We start from the raw sequence: 19,624 nt of genomic DNA, 5'->3' as shown, positions 1-19,624 counted from the left end.
CACCGGAATGTTCCGTCTCTGCGTTGCTCAAGCGCCCGCGCATTTGGAAACACCTGTCGAACGGCTGGCGTGGCTGAGCGAGGTTTTACCCGGCATAGCCCGACAAAAAGCCGATCTCGTATTGCTGCCCGAACTTTTCGCCTGCGGCTATCATATCGGCGACGCTGTCGAGAACCGCGCCGAGCCTGCCGATGGTCAGACTTTTGAGGCGGTGGTTGGGATAGCAAGGGAGTTCGGCGTCGCAATCCACTACGGTTTCGCGGAACGCGACGGCGGGCGGCTTTTCAACGCGGCTTTGTGCGTTTCTCCGCAGGGTGCCGTGTTATGCCATCAGCGAAAGCTCGCTATTCCGCCGGGGTTCGAGCGCGGTCATTTTACGCCAGGGCGTGGGTGCCAGGTTTTTGAATACCGCGGCCTGAAGATTGCGACACTGATCTGCTATGATGCTGAATTTCCGGAAACGGTGCGGCATGCGGCAGCGCAAGGCGCTGAGTTGGCGCTGGTTCCGACCGCCCTGGGGGCTGAATGGGCCTGGGTCGCGCGGACGATGATCCCTACACGTGCTTATGAGAACGGGGTGTTCCTGGCCTATGCCAACAGCGCCGGCACAGAGCGAGGAATGACGTTTCTGGGCGAAAGCGTCATCGCCGCGCCAGATGGGGTCGAACTCGCGCGCGCCAGCGGCGATCCCGAACTTCTGTTTGCGGACCTCGACAAAGCGCGGGTCGCCGACGCGCAAGCGCGTCTTCCGTATCTTGTTGATCGTCTAGAGCTCGGGTTCTGAAAAGGCCGGGCAGGTCCCAAAGCCCCAAGGTCGTCACTATTGCGTGTCGCGTCGACGATGTGCAGGTGTTCGTAAGGTCTCCGTCGCGCCCTCCGCACATGTAAACAGGCCTTCGGTCGAGATGTGGCTACTTTTCCGATTTCTCCGCCCGGATGTTGCGCCGCATCAAGCGTTGGTACAAGCCGGGCGAGGCGCGCATTATCAGGGACGCGAGCCGCGCCACGCGGCCCACCGGAATGAAATCCTGCCCTTTCTCAACGCCGCGCAGGATCACCTTGGCCCCCGCTTCTGGTGTCATGTAGTCGACCCCATCCGTCGCGGACCCGGGACGCTGGATACCGTCCTCGGTACGTTCGGCGTTGCCGATATTCGTGGCGACAAAGCTAGGCGCCGCGATCACGCAGCGCACGGCAAAGGGCGCTTCCTCGGAACGGAGGGAGGAAAAAAAGCCCTGCAACGCGTGTTTCGACGCGGCATAGGCGGTCCGGCCATGCAGCGGCGCGAAACCGGCAACCGAAGAGATGGCCAGATGCGTGCCGCCGCTTTCGCGAATGGGGTGAAGAAAGGCCCGCGCCATGGCGACCGCCGCGAAATAGTTGATCTCGAAGACCCTTCGATGGCCTGCGTCGTCGGCCTCTGCGAACGGGCCGATCTGCGAAACGCCCGCATTGTAGATCACCATGTCGATCGAGGGCCGCGCGGCGATGATCTGCGATGCCGCCCTGTCCAAGGCCTCGCCATCCGTCAGGTCCACGGCCACGGGCGTGCAGTTGTCCGACGCCACCAGCCCCGCAATATTGACGTCCATCAGCACGCAGTGCCAGCCCGCGCCCTGCAACTCTGTGGCCAGCGCCCGGCCCAACCCACCGTTTCCGCCGGATATGACAGCCGTCTTCATAGCCCGGCCTCGCGCCGCCACAGATCGAACACCTCGGCCGAGGTCAATTCAGGTGTATAGCCGAACACGCCCTTGAGCCGGTCATTCGCCAGCACGGGGCGGTATTGCAGAAACCGGACCTGTTCCGGCCCGTATCGTGACAGCCCAAGCGGTCGCGCCACCGCCAGCGCCGCCTTCAATCCCCATGCAGGGAGGCGCAGCACAGGCTTGGACATTTCTTTGGCAAGGTCATCGACAGACAGCCACCCATCTCCGGCCACGTTGTAAATACCCGTCGGGCCGTCGGTCGCAGCACGTTGGACAATGCGGGCAAGGTCGCGGGTCCAGATGAAAACGAACGGGCTGTCGCAGTTCTTTATCGCAAGCAGCCGCTTGCGGCGGAAAAGGGCAGTAATCTGGTTGTCGGTTCCAGCTCCGAGGACCGTCCCGACGCGCAAGACGACCTGCTCGAGATCCGGGTGGTCCCGCCGTGCCGCCGCCAGCATTTCCTCGACCTGCCGCTTGTGATCAGCATAGGCGAATTCCGGGTTGCCACGGCAGGGCGCGTCCTCGGTCAGCGGCACGGGGTTGTCGGCGTGATAGCCGTAGGCGGCACCGGAGCTGGTGACGACAAGGCGCCTGACCCCATGCGCCACGCAAGCCTTCAGCACATTGTGCGTGCCGGTGACGTCCACCGCAAAAGCCTGCTCTCGGGTCATGCCGGGCGGCGGGGTCACGATCGAGGCGAGATGGACGACGACCTCGGGCTGTTTTTCGCCGATGACGGTGTCGGGATCGGTACCCGTCACATCCATGCGCCGAAAGTGCAGATGCCCAGGCCGGTCCGACCGGGCGAGGTCCGTGACCACGGTGTCGTCGGCCGGCAAGGCCTCGGACAGGGCGCGCCCGACCATGCCCGCGCCGCCGGTGATGAGGATACGTGTCATCGCGCGGCCTCGGTGCGGCCCATGATGCTTGCCAGGGCCAGCCCGGAAATGGCGTGCCAGATGCCCCAGAACGCGGCGACGATTGCCATGCCGCCCAGCCCCCCGAAGAAGCCGAAGATCAGGACAAGGCCGAGTCCCGAGTTCTGGATGCCCGTCTCGATCGTCACGGCCCTGCGGTCAAAGGGGGACAGCCGCGCAAGGGTTGCCAATGCGTAGCCCCCGGTCAAACCAAGTGCGTTGTGCACGATCACCAGCCCCGCAATGCTGCCCGCAAAGGCAAGAAACAGGTCCCAGTTGGCCGAAAGCGCCAGAACGACAAAGCCCACGAAAATCGCCATGGACACCCATTGCAACGGCCCGCGCAACTTTGCCGTTACGCTGGGGCGTCTGGTGTTCAGGGTTACGCCCAGAACAAGCGGCAGGATCAACATCAGACCAACCGTAATCGCGATACTGACCGGGTCGATGGCCGTGGCGCGCAATATCCTGGCGGAGGGTTCGTAAAGGTTGCCCCAGAAGGCGATGTTGAGCGGTGTCAGCACGATGGCCCCGACTGTGGCAAGGGCAGTCATCGATACCGAGAGCGCCGCGTTTCCGCCTGCACGGTGCGTGATGAAGTTGGAAATGTTGCCGCCGGGGCAGGCGGCCACCAAGATAAGCCCAAGCGCGACCGAGGCCCGCGGTTGTGTCACAACGACAAGCAGATAGGTCAGGACGGGCAGCAACAGGAATTGCGACAGCAGGCCGATGATCAACGGCTTGGGGGCTTTCGCCAGGACTCTGAAATCCTGCGGTTTCAGATCGATGGCAATCGAAAACATGACCACGGCGAGAATGACGTTGAGCAAGGTCAGCGCGCCGGCGGAGAAATCGACCACGGCCTCGTCGATCATGACGGGTCACCTGCCAGCTTGCCGATCCACTGTGTCACTGCTTTGCGGTAGGTTGCCTTGTCCACGTAATAGGCCATGCGCGGCAGGTCGATATAGGTCATGCCGCCCGTCGCCCGCTCAAAGCCCTGCGCCTTGGTCGACTGCAAGGCGCGCGCCTCGCTCGTTCCGGCCCTCAGCCCCTTGATGTAGCGCACGACCATCTCGGCCTGTTCGTGGCGCCCCTGCCAGCCAAGCCCCGAGGCCTCGACCATGCCCAGCACAAAGAGATCATCGCGTTCCGGGTGCATGCAGTTGAGGTAAAGGTGCGGCGCGTCTCCCTGCCAGTTGAGGTGCGCGTTGTCGATGAACGGGTAGTCCAGCTTGTACCCCGTGGCGGCAAGGATCATGTCGTAATCCGCGCTGCTGCCGTCCTTGAAATGCACGGTGTTGCCGTCAAACCGGTCGATATCGGCGCGGACTTTGAGGTCTCCGTGCCCGGCGTGGTAAAGCACCAGCGAGTTCACGATAGGATGGCTTTCGTAGAGCCTGTAGTCCGGCTTTGGAAAACCATATTTCTGCGGATTGCCCACAAACCATTTCAGGATCGTACCATCCACGATCCGCTTGATCGCCATGGGCAGTTTGATCGCTCCGCCGATCGTGTCGGCGGGTTTTCCAAAGACATACTTCGGCACAAAGTAATACCCGCGCCGCATGGAGAGATCGCAGGAGACCCCGTGATGGATCGCATCCACCGCGATGTCGCAGCCCGAGTTGCCCGCGCCGATGATGAGCACCCGCTTGCCATCGAACTGGCTGGCGTGCCGGTACTGCGACGAGTGGATCAACTCTCCGCTGAACTCGCCCCTGAATTCAGGCATGTTTGGCGTGCTGAGCGTCCCGTTCGCGATGAGCAGGCCGGAAAACTCGTCGTCGTGTTCGCCCTCCCCGTCGCGCCAAGTGACACGCCAGCCGTCACCCGGTCCGCCCAATGGCGTGCAGGACAGGACTTCGGCGCCAAACCGGTAGTGCCGGGCAAGGTCGAACTTCTGGGCGAACTCCTCAAAATACCGCTTCATCTCCCGGTGGGACGGGTATTCGGCCACCTCTTCGTGCATCGGGAAATCCGTGAATTCGGTCATCGTCTTGGACGAGATGAGATGCGCGGTTTCATACATGGTCGACCGCGGGCCATCGAAATCCCACAAGCCGCCGACGCCGGAGTTCAATTCGAACCCCTGGAATTCGATCCCCTGTTCGATCAGCAACTTTGCGGTCGCTAAACCCATCGGCCCCGCCCCAATCAGGGCGAGCCGCGCGCGCGCATCATTCATTCTGTTCCCCCCTCGTCGGCGATCAGATTGAACAAATGTTCAAACTAAGGCCAGACTTTTTATGACGCCGGTACATCCCCGGGAAGCCACTGGGAAATGGGCCCCGTCAAAACAAGCGCTTGCATCCGAATACCGTGTTCCCGACGCGGCGGAAAAGGCATTGCCGCACGGGTACGGCGGGACGCGCCCGACCGGGCGTGCGCAAAGGGGCTGACAGCGGAAACGGTGCCCAAGCGGAATGTGCCGGCTTGTTTGCAAAGTTTCCGATTTTCGTGAACGCAGTTCACAATTTTATTGACGGGGGTAATATTGCCCGATAGGAGTTGTGAACATTGTTCATAAATAGAGAGACTCCCAATGATCATTCGTTCAACGCTTTCCGCACTGATACTCACCCTCGCTGCCGCCCCGTCCTTTGCAGGGCCAAGCGATCGACACTCGGCACAAGCTGCCAACCACAGCGGCCAGGCCGTCAGCCACGGCTCGGCAGCCGTCGCCAGCGGCATCGCAACAGTCACTTCGGTCCCCATTATGGTGCTCGGATCGACCATCGCAATTTCCGGCGCTGCGCTCGAAGAGGTCGGCAACGGTGTCGTTGACCTTGGAACCGACCTTTACCGTGCGGGGACAGAGGAACCAGTCGCGGCCCCCACCGTGACGCCGAATGGCCCTCCGGTCCTTCGTTGATCGATTAAGGAATTTATTATGACACGTTTGCTTTCTCTCATATTCGTAACTTTTTTAACCATACTGCCGTCTTTCGCGACGGCGGGCAGCAGCGAAGCTGGCAATTCCAAACTGCCGCATGCTGATGTTGCTGCATTCGCCAACCGCGTCCAGAAAGACCTTGCCGCGCGAGGCGCCAATGTTGCAATCGTTGCCCGGATGGGGCGCGACCCCTCCGTGCTTCCTCGCGGTGTTCGGTACACCCACGTCAGTTTTTGGGTCTTCTCAAACATCAAGCGCGCGGACGGCAGCACCGGACGCGGGTATCAAGTCTATAACCTGTACCAACTGTCCAACGATAAATCCCAGAGCAATCTGGTTCAGGACACGCCCGCAGATTTCATGGCAGGCGCGCACAGACTGGATGTGGGCGTCATAATCCCCGATGCAAGGTTGCAGAAAAAGCTGCTGAAGGTGATCGCCAGCCCGACTTATTCTACCTTGCATAATCCGCGCTATTCGGTGCTTTCCAATCCGAACACCAGCCAGTTTCAGAACTGCACCGAGCACACACTTGATGTGATCATGGCAAGCATTTATGGCACCAGGAGCAAGCCCCAGATCAAAGCAAACATCGCGGCCTATTTCCAGCCTCAAGAAATTCAACTTGGTGGCATGAAGCGGGTCCTGGCTTCTGCTTCCTCAAAAGCGTTGACCACCCAAGACCATGGCCCCAAGGTCGCGACAGCAACATTCGGCTCCATCTCACGCTTTATGAGCGCGAACAAACTGGCGTCGAGAATCTATCGGATAACCCCGGGCCAGGTTGTTGGCTTCTAAGATTTGACATGCGCCCAAAGTTGTCTCAATTACAGGCGCATGATCAAAGAAAAACGCCTTTCAAGGCGCGAGAAAAACCTCGCAGATATCCGTGAACGGGCAATACCAGTTGCTGAGAGCATCATCTTCGAAGAAGGGATCGAGGCTCTCAGCGCACGGCGTCTTGCTGGAGAGATCGATGTGTCTGTCGGGTCGCTCTACAATGCCTTTGGCGATCTCGACGGGGTTGTACGTGCCGTCATCGCAGAATCTGCGGCGATGCTCTCAGAGGTTTTGCACAGCGCGGTTGAACTGCCCGCGGATGGCAAACGATCAAGAATTGTCGCTTTGGGCGAAGCGTATTTTGATTTTGCAGTTGCCGAGCCTCAACGGTGGTGGCTGCTGTTTGAGTACAAATCGAATTTCCCGCTCGAGAAGAAAGTCCAGGACTTCCAGCTTGGCCTCTTGGAAATGTTGATCAGAGCCGGGGATGCGAACCCCAAATCGGAACAACACCGTCAATTCTTTCTGCAGTTATGGGCTTCGGTACATGGTTTGGTTTCTCTTGCCTGTCGTCCCAGCATTGTCGCAATCGATCCGGCGCAAGCGCGAAGCTACATTAGCGATTTGGTGAACGCGGGGTTCAGCGCTTTCTCGGCTGATTGAAAACTGTTTTCTTTTTCAGATCACAAACCCTCGCGGCACCTGTTACCCCCGGCACAACCGGTGAGGGATACGCCGAAGGATTTAGCCTGCCTAGAACCCGGACAAATGGGTTTTCCGTTTCGACATCTCTGATCTCGTTTTAGTCGAAGAGCAGCAGGCAACAAATCCCGGCTTGATTCAGCGTTCGAATGTCAGGGAACGGCAAACACACGGCAGGATTGCCCCCGACAACGTGCGTTTCAATAAATTCTCAAACGTAAAAATCGTGCGGAACAGTCGCTAGGTGTTCAGATCGCGGAGCAAACGACCGTGTTTTCGGGTTTCCTCGATCAATTGGCCGAATGTGTGAACGCCCTTGCCCTCCAACAGTGGCAACAGCTTCACCAGGGCTTCTCCGGTTGCTTTGGCATCGCCAAATGCCGTGTGGCGCAGGTGCGCAGGTATCGAGATCGACAGGCGTTCGCAAAGGGCATCCAGAGAATGCTGTTCGGTGGTGCCAAAGATGACAGCAGACATGAGGACCGTATCAAGAACCGGGTGGTTCCACTCGACACCGATTTCAGGCTCGAACTTGCGTAAAAGTCCAATATCGAACGGGGCATTATGCGCGACCAGAACGGCATCGCGGGCAAAGTGATGAAAGGCACGGCCGACCGTCGCAATATCGGGGGCTTCAGCAACATCGGCATCGGACACGCCGTGGATGGCGGTGGATGCGGATGGGATTGGCCGACCCGGGTTCACGAAGCTATTAATAAACTCGCCCTTGATCATCCGGACGTTCAACACGCGGACGGCGCCGAGTTGAACGATTGAGTCTTTCTCGACAGACAGGCCTGTTGTCTCGGTATCGAACGGAACAAAGCAAAGATCCCGTAATGCCGTATCGCTGATCTCCTTTGCTTCTGCGGTATTCATCAGATCAAAATCGAAGATCAGCGGACGGGCCTCGACGCGGGCCTCGATAGAATGGCTTTTGACGGTTTGCGGGTCGATAAAGATGATGTGACCGTCATCGCCCAGCGCCTTCAGCCTGGCGTCAAAGCTTTTCTCGCCATTCAGTTCCTTCAGTTTGAATGACACTTCCACGTCAGTTTCAGAAAGCTGATCCATCGCCTCGGAGAAAGACGCGAGGTCAAAGTAGTCGGCAAGCGGCGCTTTCAAACGGGGTGGCGCGATGTGCGAGAGAACGTCGGCCGCCTGAGCGTCATAAAGAACGATTTCCTGTGCCGGGTTGAGGAGGATTGTTGCAATCGGAATCTCGGTCAGCAACGCCGTCAGCCGTTCGCGTTGCACCTTGAGACGCTCTGTTTCCTTGGCGACTTCGGCTGCCGTGTCCATCATTGACGAGGTGACCGTGGTGGACAGGGCGCTGACAGCAGGCGCAAGATCACCGAGATAGCGTGCGACCTCGGTATCGACGGGACCGTCGACCCCGGAGTGGGCGCGCAGGCGCAGGTCCGTTGACAGCTTGTTGATGGGCTTTGCGACATGTTCGTCAAACAGCAGCCAAATTCCCACTGCTAGTCCCGTGTTGAGAAAGGCGAATGCGACGAATGCCGTGATGAATGGCGCGGTTGGCAGAGCCTCCTCGGCGCGTGACCAGCCAAAGGCCAGTGCCGCCGCCGCCAGCGCTGCGCCCCCTGCCGCCAGAAGGCAGAAAAACAGGAAGATGCGAAAGCGCAGGGACAGGCGGGTGAACATTTCAGGTCTCGCACACCAGTTTCAAGATCGGATCCGCCTCTGGCATTCTCTGCCAGTCGGCATTGGCCACACTGCCATCATCCGCGAACTCGGCCCCGTCGATCAAAAGAGCGGAGCGCCCGGACGCGCAGTCAAAAAGCATCGGTGCCTGATTGACTGGCGACCAGCGGCCAAAGAAATAGATATCCGCCATCCGTTGATCGGGCAGGTTCGCGTTGGTGCGTGCAGTGGCGGTGTCTACTGCTGCAAAGCGTTTGGTGTAGGGCCAGATTTGGGTCCATGGGCGCAGCCAGCTTTGCTCTTGTACGGTTGTCGCGATCTCAACCCCCTCGGGAAGACGCTCAGCCGTTCGCGCGAACCAAGTGTATTCGTTCGAGATGGTCATGCCGATCATACCCGCGCCCGCCGCGACGGGCATCACCCATTTGGGCAGGCGGCGGCCCGTCGTGAAATTCAGCAGCATGGCAACGCCCGCACAGGCGATCCCGGCAAAAATGGTGGCAATGAGTTCGATAAACATGCCCTACCCTAACGCACCTTTGCCTGAACCCACAGCCGATTGCATCGTCTTGACCACCACAAAGGCATCCCGCAGATGGCTGCGTTCAAAATCCGAGAGCTGCGACGGGTCAAGATAATTTCCCGGTTTCTCACCGGATTTGACCTGCGCCGCCTGATGTTCCAGACGGGTGTCCGCGATCAGATCATAGGCGTCAAGCAGGTCTGCCCCACCAGTTTTCGACACGGCCCCCGCGTCTATTGCCGCCTCCAGCCGCGCGCGGGTGTTCACTGGCTTCAGCCGCCCCTGCAGCATGTAGATGCGCCCCAGATCGACGACCGGGACCACGCCATTGTGCTTGAGATCAAGCTGGTTGCGATGCTCGCCTGACCGGATCGTGGCCAACCCGCGCAGCAACCCCAACGGTGGCTGGTGTTTCAGGGAGTTTGAAATCATGTGCGCCGTGAAGATCGAGTTCTTCGAGGCCTGCTCAACGGTGCTGTCCTGAAGGTCCTCGAACAGGCGCATATCGCCACCAATTGGGCGCAGATCGAACATGACCGAAGCCAGCATCTGTGCCTCGGGGTTCGGTTTCGCGATCCAGCCATCAAAGTAAGACCGCCACACCAAGAGAGGCTGACACCAGCGCGGATTGGTCGCCATCATATCGCCAGGGCAAAAGAAATAGCCGCAGGTGTCAAGCCCGTCGCTCACGTATTTGGCGAGGGCGGCAAAGTAAGGCATGTCCGCCTCAGACACCTGATCCGCCAGGATCAGACAATTATCCTGATCGGATACCCCTGTCTGCTCCTGCCGGCCTTGCGAGCCGCAGGCCAGCCAGAGGTAGGGCACCGGCGGTGCGCCAAGTTCATGCTCGGCCAGCGCCAAAAGCCGGCGGGTGGCCGTATCCGCGATGTCGGTGATCAGCCGCGTGATGACCTCGTGCCGGTTTCCGGCCTCGACCAGTTGCACCAGAAGCTGGGGAATTTCCGCCGTCACGCGGGCCATCGCGGTGGCATCGTTCGCCTTTGCCACCCGGCCCACAAGATCGGCCGAGGACAACGCCTGCGCGCGCGTCAGATCGGTTTGCGTGACGATGCCAAGAAGCGCGTCGCCTTGCACAATCGGAATATGGCCGATGCCGCGCTCCATCATCAGGTGCAGCACATCTGTCACCAGTGCCCTGGGGCCCAGGGTCAGCGGATCGGCTGTCATGATGTCCGAGACCGGACCAGCGGGATCGACGCCGGCCGCCACAACGCGACCGTTCATGTCGCGCACGGTCACGATACCCCGAAAACCACCCTCGTCCGTCAGGCAGATGGAAGAAATATGTGCCGCGTGCATCTGTGCCGCCGCCTCACGAATGGGCGTATCGGGCGTGCAGGTGACGGGATCACGGGTCATCAGTTGTTCGACCGGCATCGTTGCAAGGTCTTTGCGGTCCGACCGCGGCGGGCGGCGGCGATCAAAGAACCTGGCGACCGTCGGCTGCGCCTTGATCAAGGCAAAGAGCGTCGCCCCGGGCATTACGATCAAGCTGGCATTTGCCGATACGCGGGCTGATCGGCTGGCCTTTTCCTCGCGCAGCAAAGCGCGTTCGCCAAAGGAGTTGCGCGGACCGAGGATCGACAGTTGAACGCCGGTCTCGTCGGTGATCTCCACTTCGCCCTTTGCGATGATGTAAAGGCTTGTTGCCTCATCCCCGACGGTAAAAACCGTGTCCCCGTCGGAAAAATCCTGGGCTTCACAAACCTCGGCCAGCGCCGAAAGTTCGGCGTCCGTCAGGCTATCATAAGGATGCACGGATGCGAGAAACTGGGTCAAAGGGACCGGAAGGGGCATATTTCGGGCCTTTTAATGAGGTGTCCCGCCCACAATGGCGCGGACAGGACTGAATCTTAAATCAAAGCACCGCCGCACATCATGCGGCGGTGCCTTGTGTATCTTAGTGACCTTCGACAGCGCCAGCGGCACCACGAGGGATGCGCACGCTCTGCACGAGGTCCTTGATCTCCTGCGGGGTTTCCTTGGTCATGCCAGTGACCACATAGGCCACCACGAAGTTGACCAATGCACCGACCGCACCGAAGGAGGTCGACTTGATCGGACCCAGCAACGGATTGGCATCGGTGAAGGAGTTGGTGTCAGGAATAAAGAACCACCCCTTGTGCAGGAAGATATAGAGCAGCGTGACCACCAGACCGGCCAGCATACCTGCAACCGCGCCTACGTTGTTGATGCGGGTCGAGAAGATGCCCATCATCAGCGCAGGGAAGATCGAGGCCGCCGCCAGACCAAAGGCCAGAGCCACGGTCTGCGCCGCAAATCCCGGCGGGTTGAGACCCAGCAGAACCGCAACCACAATCGCCGCCGCCATCGAGATGCGCGCCGCCATCAGCTCGGACTTTTCCGACATGTTCGGGGTCAGCTGACCCTTGAGCAGATCGTGCGACACCGCCGAAGAGATCGCCAGCAACAGACCCGCCGCCGTCGACAGGGCCGCCGCAAGGCCACCCGCAGCTACCAGACCGATCACCCAGCCCGGAAGGCTCGCGATTTCGGGGTTGGCCAGCACGAGGATGTCGCGGTTGAAGTTGGTGAGCTCATTGCCCTGCCAACCGTTGGCTGCGGCCTTGGCCTGCAAGTCGGCATTGGCATCGTTGTAGTACTGGATCATGCCATCGCCGTTCTTGTCTTCCCATCCAAGAAGACCGGTTTTCTGCCATGTCGCCATCCAGGCGTACTCGGGATCGTTTTCGATCTGCTCAACGCTTACCGCTGCACCATCCGTGCCATTGGGCCACATCAGTTCAGAGATATTCAGTCGCGCCATGGCACCGACCGCAGGCGCGGTGAGATAGAGCAGCGCGATGAAAATAAGCGTCCAACCGGCGGACCAGCGGGCGTCAGACACCTTGGGCACGGTAAAGAAGCGCATGATCACGTGGGGCAGACCCGCCGTACCGATCATCAGCGACAGGGTAAAGAGCACCATGTTGATGGTCGAGCCGTGGGCCGCCGTGTACTCGGCAAAACCAAGGTCGCGCACGATCTGGTCAAGCTTTGCCAAAAGCGGCTCACCAGACGCTGTATGCTCGCCGAAAAGACCCAAAGCCGGGATCGGGTTGCCTGTCAGTTGCAGCGAGATGAAGATCGCCGGGATCGTGTAGGCGGTGATCAGCACGCAGTACTGCGCCACTTGGGTATAGGTCACGCCCTTCATGCCACCGAAAACGGCGTAGGCGAAGACCACACAGGCGCCGATCAGCAGACCGAGTGTCGCGTCGATTTCAAGGAAGCGCCCAAAAGCAATGCCCACACCCTGCATCTGACCGATCACATAGGTGATGGAGGCCACCAGCAGGCAGATCACGGCCACCATGCGCGCGGTCTTGGAATAGAACCGGTCGCCGATGAACTCGGACACGGTGAACTTGCCGAACTTGCGCAGGTAAGGCGCCAGCAGAAGGGCAAGAAGCACGTAGCCGCCTGTCCACCCCATCAGGAAGGACGAGTTGTCATAGCCGGTAAAGGCGATGAGGCCGGCCATCGAGATGAACGAGGCCGCGGACATCCAGTCCGCCGCCGTGGCCATGCCGTTGGTCACGGGATGTACGCCGCGACCAGCGGCATAGAATTCGGACGTGGACCCAGCGCGGGCCCAGATCGCGATGCCGATGTAGAGCGCAAAAGACGCGCCCACGAACAGCAGGTTAAGTGTAAACTGATCCATTTCTATTATTCCTCGTCCACGCCGTGTTCACGGTCGAGCTTGTTCATCCGCCAGGCGTAAAAGAAAATCAGCGCCAGAAAGACGATGATCGACCCTTGCTGCGCGAACCAGAACCCAAGGTCTGTGCCGCCCACAGCGATGCCGGACAAAAGCGGGCGCAGGATGATCCCGAACCCGAAAGAGACCAGCGCCCAGATAACGAGGCTGATCAGGATAAGACGCACATTGGCACTCCAATAGGCGTTGTTGGTTTCGTCTTGTTGAGACATGTTTGGTCCCTCCTCCATGAGTTAGTCCGAGACCCGCACAGGGTCTCGACCTTTTAGGGCGTTATGCAGTGGCCTTTGACACAACGCTGTTCAGTGTGGCGGCAATCTCGTCGATCGCCCCCATTGCGGGGACGCGGGAAAGCGCCCCTTTGTTCCGGTAGTACGCAATCAGGGGCGCGGTCTGGGCGTGATAAGCCTCAAGCCGCTGCGCCACCGTCTCGGCGTTGTCATCCGCGCGCCGTTTCATGTCGGTGCTTGCGCAGTGATCGCAGGTGCCTGCACTGGCAGTTGGTTTGAAAGTGTCGTGATAACCCTCACCACAGCCGCCGCATGTAAAGCGGCCCGAAATGCGGTCCACCATCGCGGCGTCTTCCACCTCAAGGCTGATAGCGGCATTGATGCGCTGCCCGGTATCGGCCAGCAGCGCATCCAGCGCCTCGGCCTGAACGGCCGTGCGCGGAAACCCGTCCAGGATCACACCCCGGGCGCAGTCAGACTCGGCCAGGCGGTCGCGCAGAATGGCAATGACGATGTCATCACTGACCAGATCACCAGCTTCCATCACGGCCTTGGCCTTCTTGCCGGCCGGTGTGCCCGCGCCGACAGCCGCGCGCAGCAGATCACCTGTTGATAGCTGAACAAGACCGTGGACTTCCTCCAGCATCCGCGCCTGCGTTCCCTTGCCTGCCCCGGGAGGGCCAAGCAGGATCAGAACAGCTGCCGCGGTGGGTGTCATCGTACCGTCCATCATGCGTCCTGCCGATTCATGCGGTTGGCAATAAGGTCGTCGACAACCGAGGGATCGGCAAGCGTCGATGTATCGCCAAGGGCCCCAAAATCATCTTCGGCAATCTTGCGCAGGATGCGCCGCATGATCTTGCCCGAACGGGTCTTTGGCAGACCCGGCGCCCACTGGATCAGATCCGGCTTGGCAATCGGGCCGATTTCGGTCCGGACCCACGTTTCAAGCTCTTTGCGCAACGCGTCGGACGGCTCTTGGCCGTTCATCAGGGTGACGTAGGCATAGATGCCCTGGCCTTTGACGTCATGCGGATACCCGACCACGGCTGCCTCGGCGACCTTGGCATGCGCGACCAGTGCACTTTCCACTTCAGCGGTGCCCATCCGGTGACCCGAAACGTTGATCACGTCATCCACACGGCCCGTGATCCAGTAGTCTCCATCCTCATCCCGGCGGCATCCGTCGCCCGAGAAATAATAGCCCTTGTAGTCACCGAAGTAAGTCTTCTCAAAGCGTTCGTGATCGCCCCAGACGGTGCGCATCTGGCCTGGCCAGCTGTCCTTCATGCACAGCACACCTTCGACGCCGTTGCCTTCGATAATCTCACCGCTCTGCGGATCCAGCACAACAGGTTGCACGCCAAAGAAAGGTTGCTGTGCGGCGCCGGGCTTGAGTGTCGAGGCACCGGGCAGCGGTGTCAGCATGTGACCCCCCGTTTCGGTCTGCCAGAAGGTATCCACGATGGGGCATTTTCCCTTGCCGACGACCTCGTTGTACCAGTTCCATGCCTCGGGATTGATCGGCTCACCGACCGATCCCAGCAGACGCAGGTCGGACAAATCGTGCTTTTCCACCCACTCTTTGCCCGCGCCCATCAAGGCGCGAATGGCGGTGGGGGCGGTGTAGAATTGATTGACCTTGTGCTTGGCGCAAACCTCCCAGAACCGGCCCGTATCCGGATAGGTCGGCACGCCCTCGAACATGATGGTGGTCGCGCCATTGGCGAGCGGGCCATAGACGATATAGCTATGCCCGGTCACCCAGCCGACATCGGCGGTGCACCAGAACACATCGCCTTCGTGGTAATCGAACACGATCTCATGGGTCATCGAGGCATAGACCAGATAGCCTCCGGATGTGTGCACCACGCCCTTGGGCTGACCTGTTGACCCGGAGGTGTAGAGGATGAACAGCGGGTCTTCGGCGCTCATTTCCTGCGGCGCACAATCGGCCGAAGCCTCGGCCATCATCGCGGTGCAGTCATAATCCCTTTCGGTCCAGGTGGTCTGACCACCGGTGCGCTTGACCACCAGACATTTCACATTGTCCCTGCAATGCAGCAAGGCCGTGTCCGTGTTGGATTTCAACGGTGTCTCTCGTCCGCCTCTGGGGGCGTGATCCGCGGTGATGACGACCTTTGCGTCGCAGCCGTTGATCCGCGCCCCCAGGGCGTCCGGGGAGAAACCGGCGAAAACGATAGAGTGGATGGCCCCGATCCGCGCACAGGCCAGCATGGCATAGGCGGCCTCGGGGATCATCGGCAGGTAGATCACGACCCGGTCGCCTTTTTCCACGCCCAGTTCCTTGAGGACGTTGGCCATCTTGCTCACTGAGCGATGCAAATCCCTGTAGGTGATGTACTGTGCGGCTTCCTTGTTCGGATCGTCCGGCTCCCAGATTATCGCGGTCTGGTCGCCGCGCGCCTCAAGGTGACGGTCGATGCAATTGGCAGAGACGTTCAGCGTGCCATCCTCGAACCAGCGGATGTCGATATTGCCGGGTTCAAAGGATGTGTTCTTGACCTTTGCGAAGGGTTTGATCCAGTCGACCCGCTTACCCTCTTTCCCCCAAAAGGCGTCAGCATCATCAACAGATGCCTGATACATCTGCGCGTAGTCGCGCGCAGTGACATGGGGTTTTCTGGGCGGGACAGTGGCGCCTGACGGATTGGTCGGACTCGGCAGATCTTGCTGTGTCATGGGTATCCTCCTCGGTCTGCGCCTAATTCGCCCCTGCAATCGAGAACGGACGACGCCTGTTGATAGAGACATACCCTGAATTGTAAAGAATCTGGCTTTTCTGTTGGAATGAATGATATTTTGTGTAAATTTTTTTCGCAATCCAGAAGGTGTTTGTAAATATTTTTTCAATTTACGAGATTCTGTAATATTTACCTTTAGGTAGCCTTTTGGGCCCGCCTCGGAGTTGGCGCTAACAGTATGCAAATGTATACATACAGGCCCGACTTAAGGCTGCTTGAGCGTTGCGGCAAATTGTCAATCGGGCCGGAAATTGCCCTTTCCTCCCCGAATCGTGTCCCTTCTGTTCCCTGATCACACACAGGGCACGACTCCCTGAATACCGCTTTACCCTAAGACAGATTACCACTGGCTGTGGGTTCCCTTAGCCACAAACCCTCACTTAACAAATCACCATAAATCGGCGCTGGCGGCAGGCAGTTTTGTTTCATGGATCGATCGGACTGCGCTATCCCGTCCGGCGACATTCAGAAGAAATCACAACGAGCGGTTCGTAACGTTTTCTCTTGGTCAGACAAACACGATCAGCCTTATCGACGTCGCGTCCACAGCCGGAGTTTGGGATGGGCCCTTTCGGTATCGACCGCGTCACGAGAGGCACGCTGTATCGAGGCCCGCAGAAACGGAATGGCCAGCAATCCGGCAAATACGAAACCGACAATCGCAAGATCGGGCACTGAAAGGCCCAATATTCCGGAAGGCACCTCGCGCAGCGGCTGGGCCTGCCCCGAGAAGGCATCGAGAAGGTCGGGTGCCGCGTCTTTCAACGCCTCACTGTGCTGAACCAGCAACACGGCGAAAATGCCGATGCCGGCCAACTCGGCCAGCCCGCCGATTTGATTGACGGCCGAACTGAGGGTTGCGCGCTGCCCGGATCCGATGATTTTGTGAAAATATGCCTCGGCCACGGGATCCCAGAGGACGGCACAGATATCCAGCACGAGGCACAATGCGACGACGGCCCAAAGGCTGGGATCAAAGAACAGGATCGCCACGGCGAAGGCCGGAACTATGAGGAACGTCGAAAGATACGCCTGCACCCCCACCCTGCGCACCAGTGTGACCGCGAAAAGCGGGATGGCAAGGCCTATGATATCTTCGACGATGCCCAGCGGGGCAAGCATACGTGCATCAAGGCCCTTGGATAACATCGAGATCACAAAAGCATCTTCAGTGATCGAATCCGCGAACGACGCCACGACCAGCACCATTGAGAACAAAAGGAACGGTCGCATCCGGGCGATTTTGCGCAGTTGCTGAAATATCGCCTTGAAAGCCAGGCCCGGCCGTTCATCTGCCGACCGTTCCCGCCATTCGGGAACGCTCGCCATCACGCCCAATGCAGCGATCTGGCCTGCGGCAGTGACATACCAGAACAGGTCAAGCATGGGGCGATCAACTGTTGTTGAAACCACGATGAGAGTGGCAAAACCGCCCGCGATAATGCTGCCAAGTGAATCGAACGAATAGGACCGCGTGAAATACTCATCTATCAGATCTTTGCGGTTCTTGTAGCTTACATTGTCGACGGCCCATGCCTCTTGTGCGCCCGAGACCAACGCAGCCCCCAGCCCGTCGAACGCGAAACAAATGCACACCGCTGCAAGCTGCGCCTCTCCTTTGAGCGATACAGCGAAAGGGATGAACATCCACGAAACGGCGCTCATGGCATAGCCGCCGATCGTGGATTTCTTCCTGCTCCAGCGATCAGAAAGAATGCCCGTCGGGATTTCCATGGCAAGGGCAACCGCGCTTGAAACGAGGATTGGAGCGACCGCCCATTCGGGTTGCTCCATCATCAGATAGAGATAGGCAAACTGAAAAGGGAGAATGATCGAAAAAGCGTAACCAAGAACGCCGGACAAATAGAACCGCCCCAGTAGCTGGCGTTCATCGTTGGGAGGCCAGAGCACGCTCTCAGCCCAGCCTGAAGGAGCGCGCCGACATCACAGGCAATGTAATGCGCCGATAACGCTCGGAACCGGTCACTCTGCAAGCCTTTCGCTTTCTTTTGCTGCATCTCCAACCGAATTGATGTCCCATTTCGTTCCCCCGAAAGGCTGGCGCGCAGAACAAGGATCAAGCCCTTGTTTCATCGCGGCCAATACGCCTGCGGCTTCCCAGTAATTTTGAACCTGGTAAAACTGGCCGGGTGCCCAAGGTAGCTGTGTCAGATCATTTTCAAGGATGTTACCATTTTCGCGCACGGCGATGACAGGTATGCCTTGCTTAAGCGCGGCAAGCGTTGGCAAGCCCACGCATTTGTCCGAGAGCATAGGCAATACGGCGGGCTGCTGCTTCAAGTGAATCAGGCGTGCGGAAGATCGCGCAAATTTCAAGTTCAGCTTCGTGAATTTTCATCGGTTCGAATTCCGCATCGTGATTTGAAGTTGTCGAAATCATAAGATTTCACCAAATCACACGTGCCATCGGCCGCCTGCCAATAAACCGAGGGAAGGTTAACGCCGTTAAACATGTGGGCTTTCACCATCGTGTATGCGCCAGCGTTCTTCAGCACCACCCGAGAGCCCGGCACCAGCGGGCCAGGAAATCTGAATTCACCGAAAATGTCTCCGGCAAGGCAGGTGGCGCCGCCCAGAATATAGCTGTGACCTCCCCGCGCGGTTTCGCCTTCGACATCAGCCTCGAACTGGAATTCGAACACTTCGGGCGTGTGATTCACACTGGCGTCAAGGATAGCGACCGATTTTCCCTCGCTTGGAAATATATCCAGAACCGAGGCGACCAGCCGTCCCGCGCCTTTGACGATCGAGGTGCCCGGCTCCATGTAGACCCTGAGATTGTATTTGTTTCTCAGTAGCAAAACCGCTTCGTTCAGGGCTGAATAATCATTGCCGTTCCGAAACATGTAGCCGCCGCCGAGATTGATCCATTCAGCTTGTTCCAGAAGTGGTGCCAACAGACGATCGAGATGCCTAACGGTCGCCAGCACTTCGCCAAAATCGTCAGACTCCGAATTGCTGTGGACCAGCAGCCCTTTCAGGCCTTCCAACCTGCCGGGATCGTTCAGCATCACCTCGCGCACGTCCCGGATTGGTGCGCCCAGTTTTGAATGCCTGCGACAGGGATCATAGCGTTCATCCTGGATCATGGAGAGATCGGGATTGACCCTCAGGCCCAATTGCACATTTTCATCTCCATGAGCCCTGAAACGATCCCACTGGGTCAGGGAATTGAGGCTGATCATATCGGACACAGCGCAAAGCTCATCAATCTCGTCCGAGGTGATTGCAGGTGTCGTCACATGGATCAGGCCGCGCCACCCAAGAGTTTCTCGCGCAAGTTTCGCCTCGAACAATGAACTGGCGTGAAACCCGTCAACACTGTCGGAAAGCTGTTTCAGCACATGCCCAAAGGCACAGGCCTTCATGGCGAAAAGCAAATGCGCGCCGGATTCCGCCAGTGCCTGACGCGCTGTTTCTGCATCCGCCATTAGCGTCAGTTCGTCGAACACAAAGGCAGGTGTCTGAACCTGGCTGGGAATATCCAGTGACCGCGGCGGTCCTTCTGGTTCCATGTGCTCTTCCTTTCAAACCTTTGTGCAAATCGTCGCGAGTGAACTGTGCAAAGCCGCATGGCCTTCCAGTCTCAGGCGATAAGCCGGATATCTCAATTTCCTGATGTTTAGATGAAAAGACATTTAGATGTG

Annotated in this window: 18 protein-coding genes; 4 read left to right on the top strand and 14 right to left on the bottom strand. The window is 58.9% G+C overall.

The window, feature by feature from the left end; genetic code table 11:
• Positions 1–7 precede the first annotated feature (7 nt).
• The gene (locus tag ACXYMO_RS18565; RefSeq protein WP_458880245.1) at positions 8–784 is read left to right on the top strand and encodes a carbon-nitrogen hydrolase family protein; all 777 of its coding nucleotides are present in this window, start codon (positions 8–10) and stop codon (positions 782–784) included.
• 127 nt (positions 785–911) lie between these two features.
• On the opposite strand, the gene ACXYMO_RS18560 is transcribed toward ACXYMO_RS18565, so the two are convergent.
• Genes ACXYMO_RS18560 through ACXYMO_RS18545 form a run of 4 tightly spaced genes read right to left on the bottom strand, consistent with a single transcriptional unit; the run spans position 912 to position 4,814 of the window.
• Positions 912–1,682: an SDR family NAD(P)-dependent oxidoreductase gene (locus tag ACXYMO_RS18560; protein ID WP_458880244.1), complete on the bottom strand. Its 771-nt coding sequence runs from the start codon at positions 1,680–1,682 to the stop codon at positions 912–914.
• Entirely contained in the window at positions 1,679–2,608 is a 930-nt protein-coding gene (locus ACXYMO_RS18555; protein ID WP_458880243.1) for an SDR family oxidoreductase, read from the bottom strand. The genes ACXYMO_RS18560 and ACXYMO_RS18555 overlap by 4 nt, the downstream gene beginning before the upstream one ends.
• Positions 2,605–3,501: a bile acid:sodium symporter family protein gene (locus ACXYMO_RS18550; RefSeq protein ID WP_458880242.1), complete on the bottom strand. Its 897-nt coding sequence runs from the start codon at positions 3,499–3,501 to the stop codon at positions 2,605–2,607. Before ACXYMO_RS18550 ends, ACXYMO_RS18555 begins: the two co-directional genes overlap by 4 nt.
• Positions 3,498–4,814: a flavin-containing monooxygenase gene (locus tag ACXYMO_RS18545; RefSeq protein ID WP_458880241.1), complete on the bottom strand. Its 1,317-nt coding sequence runs from the start codon at positions 4,812–4,814 to the stop codon at positions 3,498–3,500. The genes ACXYMO_RS18550 and ACXYMO_RS18545 overlap by 4 nt, the downstream gene beginning before the upstream one ends.
• Positions 4,815–5,171: 357 nt before the next feature.
• Here ACXYMO_RS18545 and ACXYMO_RS18540 point away from each other — a divergent pair, with 357 nt between their 5' ends.
• The 3 genes from ACXYMO_RS18540 to ACXYMO_RS18530 are packed head-to-tail and all read left to right on the top strand — an operon-like array spanning position 5,172 to position 6,965.
• On the top strand, positions 5,172–5,501 hold the full coding sequence (locus ACXYMO_RS18540; RefSeq protein ID WP_458880240.1) for a hypothetical protein: 330 nt from the start codon (positions 5,172–5,174) through the stop codon (positions 5,499–5,501).
• Between the two features lie 18 nt (positions 5,502–5,519).
• The gene (locus ACXYMO_RS18535; RefSeq protein ID WP_458880239.1) at positions 5,520–6,320 is read left to right on the top strand and encodes a DUF2145 domain-containing protein; all 801 of its coding nucleotides are present in this window, start codon (positions 5,520–5,522) and stop codon (positions 6,318–6,320) included.
• Positions 6,321–6,359: 39 nt separating this feature from the next.
• The gene (locus tag ACXYMO_RS18530) at positions 6,360–6,965 is read left to right on the top strand and encodes a TetR/AcrR family transcriptional regulator (protein ID WP_458880238.1); all 606 of its coding nucleotides are present in this window, start codon (positions 6,360–6,362) and stop codon (positions 6,963–6,965) included.
• 279 nt (positions 6,966–7,244) lie between these two features.
• Here the strand turns inward: ACXYMO_RS18530 and ACXYMO_RS18525 are convergent, their stop codons facing one another.
• From ACXYMO_RS18525 to ACXYMO_RS18480, 10 genes are all read right to left on the bottom strand, one after another.
• On the bottom strand, positions 7,245–8,669 hold the full coding sequence (locus tag ACXYMO_RS18525; RefSeq protein ID WP_458880237.1) for a 3'-5' exonuclease: 1,425 nt from the start codon (positions 8,667–8,669) through the stop codon (positions 7,245–7,247).
• A 1-nt stretch (position 8,670) separates the two neighbouring features.
• The gene (locus ACXYMO_RS18520; protein ID WP_458880236.1) at positions 8,671–9,189 is read right to left on the bottom strand and encodes a hypothetical protein; all 519 of its coding nucleotides are present in this window, start codon (positions 9,187–9,189) and stop codon (positions 8,671–8,673) included.
• Positions 9,190–9,192: 3 nt separating this feature from the next.
• Positions 9,193–11,013, bottom strand: a complete 1,821-nt coding sequence (locus ACXYMO_RS18515; protein WP_458880235.1) for a DUF294 nucleotidyltransferase-like domain-containing protein — start codon at positions 11,011–11,013, stop codon at positions 9,193–9,195.
• A 103-nt stretch (positions 11,014–11,116) separates the two neighbouring features.
• A complete protein-coding gene (locus tag ACXYMO_RS18510; RefSeq protein WP_458880234.1) occupies positions 11,117–12,904 on the bottom strand; it encodes a sodium:solute symporter family protein in 1,788 nt (595 codons plus the stop codon).
• A gap of 5 nt (positions 12,905–12,909) precedes the next feature.
• Complete coding sequence (locus ACXYMO_RS18505) at positions 12,910–13,173, bottom strand: DUF4212 domain-containing protein (protein WP_458880233.1); 264 nt, start codon at positions 13,171–13,173, stop codon at positions 12,910–12,912.
• 61 nt (positions 13,174–13,234) lie between these two features.
• Entirely contained in the window at positions 13,235–13,921 is a 687-nt protein-coding gene (locus ACXYMO_RS18500; protein WP_458880232.1) for an adenylate kinase, read from the bottom strand.
• Entirely contained in the window at positions 13,921–15,894 is a 1,974-nt protein-coding gene (gene acs / locus ACXYMO_RS18495) for an acetate--CoA ligase (protein ID WP_458880231.1), read from the bottom strand. The genes ACXYMO_RS18500 and acs overlap by 1 nt, the downstream gene beginning before the upstream one ends.
• Before the next feature lie 590 nt (positions 15,895–16,484).
• Positions 16,485–17,867 carry an MFS transporter gene (locus ACXYMO_RS18490; protein WP_458880230.1) on the bottom strand — a complete coding sequence of 461 codons (1,383 nt, stop codon included), beginning with the start codon at positions 17,865–17,867 and terminating at the stop codon, positions 16,485–16,487.
• A gap of 72 nt (positions 17,868–17,939) precedes the next feature.
• Positions 17,940–18,257 (bottom strand): DUF3326 domain-containing protein, encoded by a 318-nt coding sequence (locus ACXYMO_RS18485; protein WP_458880229.1) that lies wholly within the window; start codon positions 18,255–18,257, stop codon positions 17,940–17,942.
• 38 nt (positions 18,258–18,295) lie between these two features.
• Positions 18,296–19,429, bottom strand: coding sequence for a type III PLP-dependent enzyme domain-containing protein (locus ACXYMO_RS18480; protein ID WP_458880228.1), 1,134 nt, complete (start codon positions 19,427–19,429; stop codon positions 18,296–18,298).
• Positions 19,430–19,624: the final 195 nt, after the last annotated feature.

It is taken from the genome of Arenibacterium sp. CAU 1754, assembly GCF_054482635.1.
This window is presented reverse-complemented; position numbering and strand designations above follow the sequence as displayed.

Bases quoted from the DNA above. Each gene is read 5' to 3' on its own strand.
- ACXYMO_RS18535 (WP_458880239.1), top strand. From the start codon at position 5,520: ATGACACGTTTGCTTTCTCTCATATTCGTAACTTTTTTAACCATACTG.
- ACXYMO_RS18540 (WP_458880240.1), top strand. From the start codon at position 5,172: ATGATCATTCGTTCAACGCTTTCCGCACTGATACTCACCCTCGCTGCC.
- ACXYMO_RS18500 (WP_458880232.1), bottom strand. From the start codon at position 13,921: ATGGACGGTACGATGACACCCACCGCGGCAGCTGTTCTGATCCTGCTT.
- ACXYMO_RS18505 (WP_458880233.1), bottom strand. From the start codon at position 13,173: ATGTCTCAACAAGACGAAACCAACAACGCCTATTGGAGTGCCAATGTG.
- acs (WP_458880231.1), bottom strand. From the start codon at position 15,894: ATGACACAGCAAGATCTGCCGAGTCCGACCAATCCGTCAGGCGCCACT.
- ACXYMO_RS18565 (WP_458880245.1), top strand. From the start codon at position 8: ATGTTCCGTCTCTGCGTTGCTCAAGCGCCCGCGCATTTGGAAACACCT.
- ACXYMO_RS18525 (WP_458880237.1), bottom strand. From the start codon at position 8,669: ATGTTCACCCGCCTGTCCCTGCGCTTTCGCATCTTCCTGTTTTTCTGC.
- ACXYMO_RS18510 (WP_458880234.1), bottom strand. From the start codon at position 12,904: ATGGATCAGTTTACACTTAACCTGCTGTTCGTGGGCGCGTCTTTTGCG.
- ACXYMO_RS18530 (WP_458880238.1), top strand. From the start codon at position 6,360: ATGATCAAAGAAAAACGCCTTTCAAGGCGCGAGAAAAACCTCGCAGAT.
- ACXYMO_RS18560 (WP_458880244.1), bottom strand. From the start codon at position 1,682: ATGAAGACGGCTGTCATATCCGGCGGAAACGGTGGGTTGGGCCGGGCG.
- ACXYMO_RS18520 (WP_458880236.1), bottom strand. From the start codon at position 9,189: ATGTTTATCGAACTCATTGCCACCATTTTTGCCGGGATCGCCTGTGCG.
- ACXYMO_RS18550 (WP_458880242.1), bottom strand. From the start codon at position 3,501: ATGATCGACGAGGCCGTGGTCGATTTCTCCGCCGGCGCGCTGACCTTG.
- ACXYMO_RS18515 (WP_458880235.1), bottom strand. From the start codon at position 11,013: ATGCCCCTTCCGGTCCCTTTGACCCAGTTTCTCGCATCCGTGCATCCT.
- ACXYMO_RS18545 (WP_458880241.1), bottom strand. From the start codon at position 4,814: ATGAATGATGCGCGCGCGCGGCTCGCCCTGATTGGGGCGGGGCCGATG.
- ACXYMO_RS18555 (WP_458880243.1), bottom strand. From the start codon at position 2,608: ATGACACGTATCCTCATCACCGGCGGCGCGGGCATGGTCGGGCGCGCC.